This is a genomic window from Amycolatopsis sp. NBC_01286, from assembly GCF_035982555.1.
In the GTDB taxonomy this organism is placed as follows: domain Bacteria; phylum Actinomycetota; class Actinomycetes; order Mycobacteriales; family Pseudonocardiaceae; genus Amycolatopsis.
Genome location: NZ_CP108428.1, coordinates 3,646,350 through 3,659,827 on the forward strand (window position 1 = coordinate 3,646,350; position 13,478 = coordinate 3,659,827).

Genomic DNA, 13,478 nt, shown 5'->3' on the forward strand with positions numbered 1-13,478 from the left:
TCACGACGGCCGGCGCGCACTAGGAATCCGTCATGATCCGCTATGTCCTGCGACGGCTGCTCCAGCTGATCCCGGTCTTCTTCGGCACCACGTTCCTGATCTACGTCCTGGTCTGGGCCGTGCCCGGCGACCCGTTCGCCGGCAAGTGCGGGCAAACCGCCTGCCCCCAGGCCTACATCGCGCAGATGACCGAGAAGTTCCACCTGGCCGACAACATCTTCGTCCAGTACTTCAAGTACCTCGGGAGCCTGTTCACCGGCGACTGGGGCGAGACCTTCAACGGCACCTCGGTCGGCGAGCTGATCGCGACGTCGTACCCGATCACGCTGCGCCTGGCCGTGGTCGCGGTGGTCATCGAGGCCGTCATCGGCCTCACCGCCGGCGTGCTGACCGGCCTGCGCGGCAAGGGTTTCCTCGACAACCTGGTGCTGGTCTCGACCACGTTCCTGATCTCGCTGCCGGTGTTCGTCACGGCGATCGTGCTGCAGCTGGCCCTGGGCACCAACGGCCTCGGCCTGATCGAGGCCAGCGTGTCCGACAACCCCAGCATCGGCGAGCTGATCGTGCCCGGCATCGCGCTCGGCAGCCTGTCCATGGCCTACGTCGCCCGGCTGTCGAGAACGAGCATCGCCGAGAACCGCCGCGCCGACTACGTCCGGACGGCGATCGCGAAGGGCCAGCCCACCAGCCGCGTCGTCGGCGTCCACCTGCTGCGCAACTCGGTGATCCCGGTGCTGACGTTCCTCGGCACCGACCTCGGCGCCCTGATGGGCGGCGCGATCGTCACCGAAGGCGTGTTCAACATCAACGGCCTCGGCGGCCTCATCTTCCGCGGCATCCAGAACCGGGAGAGCGCCACCGTCGTCGGCGTGGTCGTCCTGCTGGTGCTGGTGTACCTGCTGATGAGCCTGATCGTCGACCTGCTCTACGCCGTTCTCGACCCGAGGATCCGCTATGACTGACCCGAACCTGGTGGGCGGCGGCGGGGCCGACGCGGCCGAGCTGTCCCGCATCGACGACTCCGCGACCAGCCCGCAGAAACCCCGCAGCCTGGCGGCCGACGCCTGGCGCCAGCTGCGGCGCAAGCCGGCGGTCGTCGTCTCGGCGGTGATCATCCTGGTCATCGTGCTGATCGCGATCGCGCCCGGCCTGTTCAGCTCGCGCGACGCGGGCTTCAGCGACCTGACCCACGCCAACGAAGGCCCGTCCGGGGCCGCCTGGTTCGGCTACGACAACCAGGGCGCCGACGTCTACGCCAGGGTGATCTACGGGACCCGCGCGTCGCTGCTGGTCGGGGTGTTCTCGACGCTGCTGACCGTGCTCTTCGGCTCGCTCGTCGGGATCGTCGCCGGGTACTACGGCCGGTTCGTCGACAGCCTGCTGTCGCGCTTCGGCGACATCTTCGCCGGCCTGCCGTTCGTGCTCGGCGCGATCGTCATCCTGACGACGTTCAACGCGCCCGGCACGAGCCCGGGCGCGGTCACGATCATCGTCCAGGTGGTGTGCTCGATCGCCGTGCTGAGCTGGCCGGTCGCGATGCGCATCATGCGGTCGGCGACGCTGGTGGCCAAGCAGCTCGACTACGTCAAGGCCGCGCGCGGCCTCGGCGCGAGCACACCGCGGATCATCTTCCGGCACCTGCTGCCGAACACGGTCGCGCCGGTGCTGGTGTACGCGACCATCGCGCTCGGCGCGTTCATCGGCGCCGAGGCGACCCTGGCCTACCTGGGCATCGGCGTGCGCGCGCCGGTGATCTCGTGGGGCGTGATGATCAGCGACTCGCGGGACTACTTCCGCAGCGACCCGCACATGCTGCTGTTCCCGGGTGCCTTCGTCACCCTGACCGTGCTGGCCTTCGTGATGCTGGGTGACGGCATCCGCGACGCGCTCGATCCGAAGTCGAGGTAGATCCCCTTGTCCGACAACGAACTATTGCTCGAGGTAGAGGATCTGCACGTCGAGTTCCGCACCTCGGACGGCGTGGCGAACGTGCTCAACGGCGTCGGCTACTCGGTGCACGCCGGGGAGACCCTGGCGGTGCTCGGCGAGTCCGGCTCCGGCAAGAGCGTCACCGCGCAGACCGTGATGGGCATCCTCGACACGCCGCCCGGCGTGATCACCGGCGGCGCCGTGCGCTGGCGCGGCGAGGACCTGCTGACGGCGTCCGAGGACCGCCGCCGGGAGGTGCGCGGCAGCGAGATCGCGATGATCTTCCAGGACGCGCTGTCCGCGCTGAACCCGGTGTTCACCGTGGGGTTCCAGATCGAGGAGCAGCTGCGGGTGCGGCTCGGGATGTCCCGCAAGGACGCCCGCAAGCGCGCGATCGAGCTGCTGGACATCGTCCGGATCCCGGCCGCCGACCGGCGGCTCAAGGACTACCCGCACCAGTTCTCCGGCGGGATGCGCCAGCGCGCGATGATCGCGATGTCGCTGGCCCTGGACCCGGACCTGCTCATCGCCGACGAGCCGACCACCGCCCTCGACGTCACCGTGCAGGCCCAGATCATGGACCTGCTGGGGGAGATCCAGGCCGAACGCAAGATGGGGCTGGTGCTCATCACCCACGACCTGGGCGTGGTCGCCGAGGTCGCGGACCGGATCGCGGTGATGTACGCGGGCCGGATCGTCGAGCAGGCCGACGTCGTCGAGCTGTTCCGCGCGCCGGCCCACCCCTACACCGCCGCGCTGATGGACTCCCTGCCCCGGCTCGACCTCAAGGGACAGACGCTGGAGACCATCAAGGGCCTGCCGCCGAGCCTGCTCGACGTCCCGCCCGGCTGCCCGTTCCACCCGCGCTGCAAGCGGGCCGAGGACCGCTGTTCCTCGGAAGTCCCGGCGCCCCGCGGGATCGGCTTCGGCCGGACCAGCGCGTGCCACTTCGCCGAAGATGTGGTGGTGAACTCCCGTGGCAGTGTCTGATGCCGCTTCCGCTGAGAAGAGCACGTCGGCGGAACCCATTCTTTCCGTCAACGACCTCAAGAAGTACTTCCCGGTCCGCACCGGCGTCCTGTTCAAGCGCACGGTGGGCCAGGTCAAGGCGGTCGACGGTGTCTCGTTCGACCTGCTGCCCGGCGAGACGCTCGGCGTCGTCGGCGAGTCCGGCTGCGGCAAGTCCACCCTGGCGCAGGTGCTGATGCGGCTGGAGGAGCCGACGGGCGGCACCGCAAAGTTCGAGGGCCGCGACATCTTTTCGATGCGCGGCAACGAACTGCGCAAGCTGCGGCGCGAGATCCAGATCGTGCTGCAGGACCCGTACACGTCGCTGAACCCGCGGATGACCGTCGGCGACATCGTCGGCGAGCCGTTCGAGATCCACACCGACGTCGCGCCGAAGGGCTCACGGGCGAAGAAGGTGCAGGAGCTGCTGGAGGTGGTCGGGCTCAACCCCGAGCACCTCAACCGCTACCCGCACCAGTTCTCCGGCGGGCAGCGCCAGCGCATCGGCATCGCGCGGGCGCTGGCGTTGCGGCCCAAGGTGATCATCTGCGACGAGCCGGTGTCCGCGTTGGACGTCTCGATCCAGGCGCAGGTGATGAACCTGCTCGGCGACCTGCAGGACGAGTTCGGCCTGTCGTACGTCTTCATCGCGCACGACCTTTCGGTGGTGCGGCACCTGTCCAACCGGGTCGCGGTGATGTACCTCGGCAAGGTCGTCGAGATCGGCACCGACGAGGAGATCTACGAGCGACCGTCCCACCCGTACACACAGGCGCTGCTGTCCGCGGTGCCGGTGGCGGACCCGGCGCTGCGCGGGCAGCGGCAGGTCATCCGGCTGACCGGCGACGTGCCGAGCCCGCTGGATCCGCCGTCCGGCTGCCGGTTCCGCACGCGGTGCTGGAAGGCGCAGGACATCTGCGCCACGGAGGTGCCGGAACTCGTGCCGCGGACCGACGGGCACTTGTCAGCATGTCACTTCGCGGAGCAGAAGTCGGTTGTTCCATAACGTACGTTTGGCCGTTGTAACCACATTGTCCGATCTATACGGTCCGGAGGGAACCGCTTTCCGAGGAGGAGAAACGTGAAGAGACCCAGGCTTCTCGCCGCGGCGCTGGCCGTCCCGCTTTTCGGGGCGCTCACCGTGGCGGCGGTCCCGGTGGCGTCCGCGCAGCCCGCGCTGGCCGGCCCCGCGACCGAGTTCACCGTGCTCGCCAAGGACGTCCAGAGTGTCGCGAGCGCGCAGAAGGCGATCCGCGACGCGGGTGGCACGGTGCTGGAGACCAACAGCGCGGTCGGCCTGATCAAGGCCAGCGCCCCGGCGACCGGCTTCACCGAGCGCGTCTCGGCGAACCGGTCCGTGTTCGGCGCGGCCAAGGCGCAGGTCATCGGCTCGGTGCCGAAGGACGGCAAGAAGGCCAAGAACAACAACGTCGAGAAGGAAGGCCGCGGCACGGCCAAGGGGAACGCCGCCGCGAAGAAGGCCCTCGGACTGGACCCGCTGGACGACCAGCTCTGGGGCCTCAAGTCCGTCCGATCGGACCTTTCCCGCACCAAGCAGCCGGGCAGCAAGCAGGTCAAGGTCGGCATCATCGACACCGGCATCGACGGCACGCACCCGGACATCGCGCCGAACTTCGACGCGGCCGACTCGCGCAACTTCGTCAAGGACATCCCGTTCGACGTCAACGGCGTCGAGGTCGACGGTCCGTGCGAGTTCCGCGGCTGCGTCGACCCGGTGAACCACGACGACGGCGCCCACGGCACGCACGTCGCCGGCACGATCGCCGCCGCGGCCAACGGCTTCGGCGTCTCGGGTGTCGCGCCGAACGTGACGCTGGTGAACATCCGCGCCGGCCAGGACTCGGGCTACTTCTTCCTGCAGCCGACCGTCGACGCGCTGACCTACGCCGGCGACGCCGGCATCGACGTGGTCAACATGAGCTTCTACACCGACCCGTGGCTGTACAACTGCACCGCGAACCCGGCCGACTCGGCCGCGGAGCAGGCCGAGCAGCGCACGATCATCGAGGCGACGCAGCGCGCATTGAATTACGCGCACAAGAAGGGCGTCACGATGGTGGTCGCGCTGGGCAACCAGCACACCGACCTCGGCGCGCCGCAGCCGGACACCACCAGCCCGGACTACCCGGCGAACACCACGCACCCGCGCGAGGTCGACAACGCCAGCTGCCTCAACCTGCCGGTCGAGGGCAACTACACGATCGGCGTCGGCGCGTTCGGCCCGTCGCAGGCGAAGGCGGACTACTCGAACTACGGCACTGAGCAGATCTCGGTTTCCGCACCGGGCGGCTACTTCCGCGACGGTTTCGGCACGCCGTGGTTCCGCACGGTCGAGAACGAGATCCTCTCGACGTACCCGAAGAACGTGGGTGTGGCCGAAGGCAACATCGACGCGGCGGGCAACGTGACACCGGCGGGTGTCGCACTGGGCGTCCAGAAGGCCACGGCCGCGGACGGCCGCGTCGGCTACTACCAGTGGCTGCAGGGCACGTCGATGGCGACGCCGCACGCGGCGGGCGTCGCGGCGCTGATCGTCTCGCAGTACGGCAAGAAGTCCGGCGCCGGCTTCGGCCTGGACCCGGACAAGGTCCAGCGCGTCCTCGAGGGCACGGCGTCGAAGATCGCCTGCCCGGTCCCCCGCACGGTGGACTACCTGGACGAAGGCCGCGACGCCACGTTCACGGCAACCTGCACGGGTGACGCGTCGTTCAACGGCTTCTACGGCCACGGCGCGGTAGACGCGTACGCGGCGGTGACCCACGGGTCGCAGTACCTGAAGTAACTCTCGCCGAGACGGCCCGCTTCCCTTCCGGGAGGCGGGCCGTTTTCGGGTCAACCTATTGACCGGTTCGTGCGTGTACTCCCCGAGGCGAGGGGGAGACGTGTACGAACCGACGGAGGCCGAGGTCGACGCGGCCGGGTTGTGGCTGGCCAAACGCGGCGTCGAGGTGGTGCGGCCGACGCCGTTGCTCGCGTTGCGGCTGGGTGCGCGCCGGGCCGCGCGGCCGCCGGGGTACTGGGCGTGGTGCTTCCTGGTGCTGGCGGTGGTCGTGGTCGCCGGTGGCGTCCTGCAGTTCCTGGCGCTCTGGCTCCACACGCCCATGGGCGGCGTGGTCTTCGCGGCCTACGCCGGCGTAGTGGTGCTCGTCTGGCTCCCGGTGCGTTGGGCGGACCGGCGAGCCGCGGCCCTGCTGGGCGACCGGCGGCTCGACGTGCCCCGGCCGCCGTGGCGGGAGTCGCTGGACGGCTGGTACCTCGCCTCGGTGCTGATCACCTTCGGCGGCGGCGCGCTCCTGGCCGTCGCGATGTGCGTGACGACGTCCGCGTGGGTCTGGGCGGTGGGCTGGCTCGGGATGCTCGCGATCGGCGCGCTCGTGGTGGCGGTGGTCCTCACCGGCGTGGTCCGGCGGCCGGTCCTCGCCGAGGACGAGACGTCGCTGATGATCGACGCCGTCGTGCGGGCCGAGGACCCGTACATCACCTTGCCCGCGCTGTTCGCGCTGCCGGTGCTCTTCGACCCCCTGACGACGGGCCGGCAGCCGCACGAGTTCACGCCGTGGCTCGTCGGTTACGTCGTCCTCGCCTTCGCGACCCTGCTCGTCGGCCGCTACCGGCAGTACCGGCGCCGGATGCTGCCGGCGGGGACCTACGGCGTCGAGGTGGCGGTCCGATGATCATGGTGACCGCCGCGGAGCAGGAAGCGGCCCGGCGCTGGCTGGCCAAGCGCGGGCAGCGGGTCGAGCGGCCGACGCCGGTGCTGACCGCGTTGATCGCGACGAGGCAGGCCTTCAACGGCCGCTGGTTCCCGCGCTACATCGGCTACGTGCTGCTCGTCTTCGTCGGCGGGCTGGGGTACACGCGGCTCTTCGGACCCGGGATGACCGAAAGCTATCCCGTCTACTTCAGCTATTTCGCGCTCCAGCTCGCCGCCCGGGACAGCAGTCACCTCCGCTTGCGGGAACTCCGTGAGTCCGTCCCGTCGCGGAAGCCGGCGGAACCGTGGTGGCAGGTCCTCGGCGGCTGGTTCCTCGCGTCCGTCGCGGTCGCGTTCGGCGGCGGGATCGCGCTCGCCGTCACGATGTACGCGACGACGCCGTCCCGGACGTACGCCGTGAGCTGGCTGGGGCTGCTCGCGCTGAGCGCGCTCGTCAGCGGCTGGGTCCTGGTCAGCGTGCTCCGTCGCCCGCTCATCGCCGACGGTGCCGAATCGCTGGCCGTCGCCCGGGCCCTCCGGGTCGAGGCGATCTACGCGGCGTCACCGCTGATGGCGGTCCTGCCGCTGGTGATGGACCCGCTCCTGGGGAACCACCAGCCGGCGGCGTTCACACCGTGGCTGGCCGGCTACGTCGTGCTGGTGCTGGTCCTGCAGGTGGTCGGCTACGTCCGGCACCTGCGCCGCTCCCGGACGCTGCCGCCGGGCCACTACGGCACGCCGCTGCCGGACCTGGACGTCCCCGTCGACTGGTCACCCCCGCAGGAGGCCCGATGATCGAGGTGACCGCGGCGACGGAGTCGGCCGCGCTGAAGTGGCTGGCGGGCCACGGTCAGCGCGTCGGCCGGCCGGCGCCGGTGCTGACCGCACTGATCGCCACCAGACAGCCGTCGCGGTGGTGGCGCTACTTCCTCTACATCGTGGTCGCCAGTTCCTTCGGGGTGGCGTATTCGCTGTTGTTCGGCCACGGCATGACCGAGAGCGTCCCGATCTACTTCCTCTACTTCGGGATGCAGCTCTCGATGTGGGACGGCTTCCGCCGCAACGACCGGGCCCTGCGCGCGTGGGGCCCGTCGCGGAAGCCGGCGGAACCGTGGTGGCAGGTCGTCGGCGGCTGGTTCCTGGTGTCCCTCGTGGTCGCGTTCGGGGGCGGGATCGCGCTCGCCGTCACGATGTACCCGACGGCCCGCACGTACGCGGCGAGCTGGCTAGGCCTGCTCGTTCTGAGTGCGCTGTGCACCGGCTGGGTCCTGATCGGCACCGTCCGCCGTCCGCTCTTCGCCGAAACCGCCGAATCCCTCGCCGTCGCCCGGGCGTTGCGCGCCGATCAGGTCTACGTCGTGACGCCGATCCTGGCGGTCGTACCGCTGGTGATGGACCTGCTGGAGGAAAGGCTGCCGCCGGGATTCGCGTCCTGGCTGGCCGGCTACTCCGCGGCGGTGGTGCTCCTGCAGGTGGTCGCCATCGTCCGGCACGTGCGCCGGTACCGGAGGCTGCCACCGGGCGACTACGGCACGCCGCCGGTCCCGGACCCGGGCACCCCGGTGGACTGGTCGCCGCCACGGGAGGCCCGATGATCGAGGTGACGTCGGCGGAGGAGTCGGCGGCGTTGAAGTGGCTGGCCAAGCGAGGACAGCCCGTCGGACGCCCGACGCCGCTGCTCACCGCGCTGATCGCCACCAGACGGTCGCTGTACAGCCGCGGTCTGCCGCGCTACTTCGCGATCGTGGTCGGCATCTGCGTCATCGGCAGTGGCTATTCGCTGTTGTTCGGGCCTGGAGCGACCCGGAGCGACGTCGCGTACTTCATCTACTTCGGGATCCAGCTGTCGATGTGGGACGGCATCCGTTGGCACGAGCGGAAACTCGGTGCGTCGGTCCCGTCGCGGAGCCCGGCGGAGCCCTGGTGGCAGGTCCTGGGCGGCTGGTACCTGGTTTCGGTCGTGGCCGCGTTCGGCGGCGGGATCGCGCTCGCCGTCACGATGTACTTCACGACAGCGGCTCGGACGTACGCGGTGAGCTGGCTGGGCCTGCTCGTCCTGAGCGCGCTCTGCTGCGGCTGGATCCTGACGGGCGTCCTCCGCGGCAGGGACTTCGGCGAGACCCCGGAATCCCTGGCCGTCCACCGGGCTTTGCGCATCGAGCGGCTCTACCTCGCGATGCCGGGGTTCGCGGTCTTCCCGGTCATCCTGGAGCTGCTGTGGCCGGGCAACCGGCCACCGGCGGAGATCACGCCGTGGCTGGCCGGTTACATCGCGGTGGTGGTGGTCCTCCAGCTGATCAGCGGCATCCTGCACTGGCGCCGGCAGCGGCGGCTGCCACCGGGCGACTACGGCAGGCCGCTGCCGACGGCGTCCAGCCCGGCTCGGACCGGACCGGACCGGACGCCACCGGATCGCGCTAGCGGTTCGACGCCTTCTTGACGAACTTCCCGAGGTCCTTCGCCTGCTGCACCCGGGTCGGCTCGTGGACGTACATCATGTGCCCCGCCGGGTAGTACGCCGTGTCGATGTTGTCGCGCAGCTCCTCCGGGATCTGCAGGTGCGCCAAGACGTGCTCGGCCGCGAAGTACGCCGTCGCGCCGTCGTAGTGGCCGAACGCGACGTGGACCTTCAGGTGCGGGTTCGCGCGCATCGCCGCGCTCACCGAGTCGACCACCGAGATCGAGCGGCCCTCGAACTCCTTGTACGACCACGCCTTGAACGTGTCCTCGTGGATGATCTCGTACGGCAGGTCGTTCTCGTAGCCCAGCTCGGCCCGCACGTAGTGGTTGAACGCCGCCGAGTACGCGCCGATCACCCGGGAGATGGACGGGTCGTCGCTCATGTGCTCGCGGCCGCCGTCCGGCTCCCACGTCGTGAAGCGGCCGTCCATCCGGCCGACCGTGAGGCCGCGGTCGCGCAGCAGCTCGGTGAAGAACCGGACGTGCTCGATCCGCAGGTTGACCCGGTCCACATAGGACTCGGTGAGCCCGGTCAGCGACGCCAGCGTGGCGACGGCGTCGGCCCGGTCCTGTGTGGACAGCCGGGCGCCGCGCGCCAGCGCCCACGGCAGGTCCTTCGCCGCGAAGTCCTCGGCGTCGGCGAGGACGTCGTCGAGCGGGCGCTCGCCGTGCAGGCCGTGGTAGTGCGCGATCGCCGCGTACGTCGGCACGTACAGCGAGTACGGCAGGTCGTTGCCCTCGCTGAACTGCAGCGTGCCGAGGTCGAGCACCGACGAGATGAGCAGCAGGCCGTTGAGGTAGAGCCCGTGGCGGTCCTGCAGGTGCGCGGCCAGCCCGGCGGCGCGCAGCGTGCCGTACGACTCGCCGGCCAGGAACTTCGGCGACAGCCAGCGCTCGTGGCGCGACACCCAGAGCCGGATGACCTCGCCGACCGACTCGATGTCGCCCTTGAAACCGTGGAAGTCCTTCGTCTCGCCGCCCTCGGCCGCGCGCGAGTAGCCCGTCGACACCGGGTCGATGAACACCAGGTCGCTGTGCACCAGCAGCGTCTCGGGGTTGTCGGCCAGCCCGTACGGCGGCGGCTCCGGGTTGTCGACGTCACCGGAGAGCACGCGCCGCGGCCCGAGCAGCCCCATGTGCAGCCAGATGCTCGACGAGCCGGGCCCGCCGTTGAAGGCGAACGTGACCGGCCGCGAGCCGGGTTCGGCGTCGTCGAGGGTGTAGGAGGTGATGAAGACCTCGGCCTTCGCCTTCGGCCCCTCGGACTTGCCGTCCTTCACGACCTCCTTGCGGAGGACGATCCGCCCGGCCTTCGCCGTGTAGGACAGCGTCTTCCGCTTCACGGTGAGCGTGTGCTGGGTCGTGACGATGTCGTCGGCCGGCTCGGCCGGGAGCTCCTTGATCTCCGGAGTCGTCTTCTCGGGAGCCTCTTCGGGGGTCGTGTCCGCCATGGACCCCAACTTAGCCGGATCACTGTGGCAGGGTGACTTGGTGCACACCGACGACTGGCCGACGACGATCGCCGACGCGCTCGCCGTGCAGGAACGGCTGCGCGGCGAGGTCGACCTGACCGACGACGTCCCGGAGCTGCCGCCGACGGTGACCGGCCTGGACGTCGCCTACGACGAGGGCGACGGGATCGCCGCCGCGGTCGTCACGCTGGAGACGGCGGGGCTGACCGTGGTGGAGGAGCGGACGGTCCGCGCCAAGGCCGTCTTCCCGTACGAGCCGGGCCTGTTCGCCTTCCGCGAGCTGCCGCCGCTGCTGGCCGCGCTCGAGCGGCTCGACCACGAGCCGGACGTCCTGGTCTGCGACGGCCACGGCCTCGCCCACCCGCGGCGCTTCGGGCTCGCGTGTCACCTGGGCGTGCTGACCGGGCGGCCCGCGTTCGGCGTCGGCAAGACGCGGTTCGTCGGCTCGCACGACGAGCCGAGCCACGCGCGTGGCTCGTCGGCGCCGCTGGTCGACGCGGGGGAGGTCGTCGGCGCGGTGCTGCGCACCCAGGACGGCGTCAAGCCGGTGTACGTCTCGGCCGGGCACCGGATCGACCTGGCCCACGCGTGCCGGCTGACGCTCGCGCTGGCGCCGCGCTACCGGCTGCCCGAGACGACGCGGCAGGCCGACCGGCTGTCCCGGGTGGCGCTGCGATGAGGACGCTCGCCCAGCTCGACGCCGCCGTCTCGGAGTGCCGCGCCTGCCCGCGGCTGGTCGAGTGGCGCGAGGGCGTCGCGGGCACGAAGGCGGCGTTCCGCGGCGAGGAGTACTGGGCGCGGCCGGTGCCGGGCTTCGGGCCGCCGGACGCCAAGCTCGCCGTGGTCGGGCTGGCGCCGTCGGCGCACGGCGCGAACCGCACCGGCCGGATGTTCACCGGCGACCCGTCGGGTGACTTCCTGTTCCGGGTGCTGCACGAGGTCGGGCTCGCGTCGCAGCCGACGTCGACGGCGATCGGCGACGGCCTCGAGCTGTACGGCACGCGGCTCGTCGCGCCGGTGCGCTGCGCGCCGCCGGAGAACAAGCCGACGCCGGCCGAGCGCGACACGTGCCGATCGTGGCTCGCGGAGGAGCTGACGCTGTTACGTCCGACACTGCGCTCGATCGTGGTGCTCGGCGCGTTCGGCTGGCAAGCGTTGCTGCCCGTGCTCGCCGCGGCGGGCTGGCCGGTGCCGTCGCCGCGTCCCGCGTTCGGCCACGGCACGGTCCTGAAGCTCGGCGACCTGCGGATTTTCGGCTGTTATCACGTCTCGCCGCGCAATGTCCAGACCGGGCTCCTGACCCACACGATGGTGGCCGACGTCTTCCGCGCCGCGACCTCGGTGACGGCCTCGGACTGAATCGTTACGGAAGGTGCAGCGACGCTGGTCACAGCGAGATGGGGTCCCCTCGCAAGGTCCGTGTGAAGGTGCGACTATGAGTTCATGGCTGCTGCGAAGTCGAAGTCGGAACCGCTTCGGATCCTTGTCCTCGGTGGTGGGTACGTCGGGCTCTACACGGCGTTCGGCCTCCAGAAGATGCTCCGGGCCAACGAGGCCTCCGTGACCGTCGTTGACCCGCAGCCCCACATGACCTACGCGCCGTTCCTCCCGGAGGCCGCGGCCGGCGCGATCGAGCCCCGCCACGTCGTCGTGCCGCTGCGCCGCGTGCTGAAGCGCTGCCACGTGCTCACCGCGCGCGTCACCAAGATCGAGAACGACAAGAAGTCGGTCACGGTCGAGGCCGCCGACGGCCACATCGAGCAGCTCGGCTACGACGTCCTCGTGGTCGCGCTCGGCGCCGTCGCCCGCATCCTGCCGATCCCGGGCCTGGTCGAGCAGGGCATCGCCTTCAAGACCATCGGCGAGGCGATCTACCTCCGCAACCACATCATGACCAAGCTCGACGAGGCGGCCAGCACGCTCGACCCCGAGCTGCGCAAGCGCCTGCTGACGTTCACCGTCGTCGGCGGCGGGTTCGCCGGCATCGAGGCGCTGGCCGAGCTCGAGGACATGACCCGCTTCGCGGTGGAGAACTACTACCCGAACATCGAGCCGGCCGACGTCCGCTGGGTGCTCGTCGAGGCCGCCGGGCGCATCCTGCCCGAGGTCCGCGAGACGCTCGGGGTGTACACGGTCGAGCAGCTGGAGAAGCGCGGCATCGAGGTCTACCTGTCGACGGCGGCGAAGTCGTTCGAGAACGGCCACGTCGAGCTCTCGGACGGCACCGAGTTCGACACCGACACGCTCATCTGGACCGCGGGTGTGAAGGCCAACCCGGTGCTGGCCGACTCGGACCTGCCGCTGGACAAGCGCGGCCGCCTCGAGGCCACGGCGGCCATGCAGGTCATCGGCCACCCGGACGTCTGGACCGCGGGCGACAACGCGGCGATCCCGGACCTCTCGCGCACCGAAGAGGACCCGACGGCCACCTGCCCGCCGAACGCCCAGCACGCGGTCCGCCAGGCGAGGCTGCTGGCGAAGAACATCATCAAGGTGATCCGCGGCGGCCAGCCGAAGGACTACTACCACAAGAACCTCGGCGCGGTCGCGAGCCTGGGCCTGCACAAGGGCGTCGCCGACGCGCTGAACCTGAAGATCAAGGGCTTCCCGGCGTGGCTGTTCCACCGCGCGTACCACCTCAAGGCGATGCCGACGTGGAACCGCAAGATCCGCATCCTGTTCGACTGGATCCTCGGCGGCCTGTTCCGGCGTGAGGTCATCTCGCTGGGCCAGATCAACAACCCGAAGGACGAGTTCGCGCGCGTCTCGAAGTCCTGACGTTCCGGTCGGAAGAGCCCCTGTCCGCTTCGGCGGGCGGGGGCTCTTTTGCTGCCTGTTAAGGGCCTTTTGGGGCAGTTGCCAGGGAATGACCGACTGTGTGCCGGTGAGCGACA

General features: G+C 70.3%; 13 protein-coding genes. 12 read left to right on the top strand and 1 reads right to left on the bottom strand.

Features of this window, described 5'->3' with window-relative positions; genetic code table 11:
• Window positions 1–32 precede the first annotated feature (32 nt).
• From OG570_RS17725 to OG570_RS17765, 9 genes are all read left to right on the top strand, one after another.
• On the top strand, window positions 33–962 hold the full coding sequence (locus OG570_RS17725; protein ID WP_247057850.1) for an ABC transporter permease: 930 nt from the start codon (window positions 33–35) through the stop codon (window positions 960–962).
• Window positions 955–1,908: an ABC transporter permease gene (locus OG570_RS17730; protein ID WP_326944439.1), complete on the top strand. Its 954-nt coding sequence runs from the start codon at window positions 955–957 to the stop codon at window positions 1,906–1,908. The genes OG570_RS17725 and OG570_RS17730 overlap by 8 nt, the downstream gene beginning before the upstream one ends.
• A 6-nt stretch (window positions 1,909–1,914) precedes the next feature.
• Window positions 1,915–2,919 carry an ABC transporter ATP-binding protein gene (locus OG570_RS17735; protein ID WP_326957739.1) on the top strand — a complete coding sequence of 335 codons (1,005 nt, stop codon included), beginning with the start codon at window positions 1,915–1,917 and terminating at the stop codon, window positions 2,917–2,919.
• Window positions 2,906–3,943, top strand: a complete 1,038-nt coding sequence (locus tag OG570_RS17740; protein WP_326957741.1) for an ABC transporter ATP-binding protein — start codon at window positions 2,906–2,908, stop codon at window positions 3,941–3,943. The genes OG570_RS17735 and OG570_RS17740 overlap by 14 nt, the downstream gene beginning before the upstream one ends.
• A gap of 75 nt (window positions 3,944–4,018) precedes the next feature.
• Window positions 4,019–5,740: a S8 family serine peptidase gene (locus OG570_RS17745; RefSeq protein ID WP_326957744.1), complete on the top strand. Its 1,722-nt coding sequence runs from the start codon at window positions 4,019–4,021 to the stop codon at window positions 5,738–5,740.
• Between the two features lie 100 nt (window positions 5,741–5,840).
• Window positions 5,841–6,632, top strand: coding sequence for a hypothetical protein (locus OG570_RS17750; protein ID WP_326957746.1), 792 nt, complete (start codon window positions 5,841–5,843; stop codon window positions 6,630–6,632).
• A complete protein-coding gene (locus tag OG570_RS17755; protein WP_326957748.1) occupies window positions 6,629–7,447 on the top strand; it encodes a hypothetical protein in 819 nt (272 codons plus the stop codon). Before OG570_RS17750 ends, OG570_RS17755 begins: the two co-directional genes overlap by 4 nt.
• Window positions 7,444–8,247: a hypothetical protein gene (locus OG570_RS17760; RefSeq protein WP_326957750.1), complete on the top strand. Its 804-nt coding sequence runs from the start codon at window positions 7,444–7,446 to the stop codon at window positions 8,245–8,247. The genes OG570_RS17755 and OG570_RS17760 overlap by 4 nt, the downstream gene beginning before the upstream one ends.
• Complete coding sequence (locus OG570_RS17765; RefSeq protein ID WP_326957752.1) at window positions 8,244–9,092, top strand: hypothetical protein; 849 nt, start codon at window positions 8,244–8,246, stop codon at window positions 9,090–9,092. The genes OG570_RS17760 and OG570_RS17765 overlap by 4 nt, the downstream gene beginning before the upstream one ends.
• On the opposite strand, the gene OG570_RS17770 is transcribed toward OG570_RS17765, so the two are convergent.
• Window positions 9,070–10,563 carry a S10 family peptidase gene (locus OG570_RS17770; protein ID WP_326957754.1) on the bottom strand — a complete coding sequence of 498 codons (1,494 nt, stop codon included), beginning with the start codon at window positions 10,561–10,563 and terminating at the stop codon, window positions 9,070–9,072. The two genes, OG570_RS17765 and OG570_RS17770, sit on opposite strands and share 23 nt — an antisense overlap.
• Here OG570_RS17770 and OG570_RS17775 point away from each other — a divergent pair.
• The 3 genes from OG570_RS17775 to OG570_RS17785 all read left to right on the top strand — a co-directional run bounded on the left by OG570_RS17775 (window position 10,562) and on the right by OG570_RS17785 (window position 13,362).
• The gene (locus OG570_RS17775) at window positions 10,562–11,263 is read left to right on the top strand and encodes an endonuclease V (protein WP_442788276.1); all 702 of its coding nucleotides are present in this window, start codon (window positions 10,562–10,564) and stop codon (window positions 11,261–11,263) included. The two genes, OG570_RS17770 and OG570_RS17775, sit on opposite strands and share 2 nt — an antisense overlap.
• Complete coding sequence (locus tag OG570_RS17780; RefSeq protein ID WP_326957758.1) at window positions 11,260–11,943, top strand: uracil-DNA glycosylase; 684 nt, start codon at window positions 11,260–11,262, stop codon at window positions 11,941–11,943. Before OG570_RS17775 ends, OG570_RS17780 begins: the two co-directional genes overlap by 4 nt.
• A gap of 84 nt (window positions 11,944–12,027) precedes the next feature.
• Window positions 12,028–13,362: an NAD(P)/FAD-dependent oxidoreductase gene (locus OG570_RS17785; RefSeq protein WP_326957760.1), complete on the top strand. Its 1,335-nt coding sequence runs from the start codon at window positions 12,028–12,030 to the stop codon at window positions 13,360–13,362.
• Window positions 13,363–13,478 lie beyond the last annotated feature (116 nt).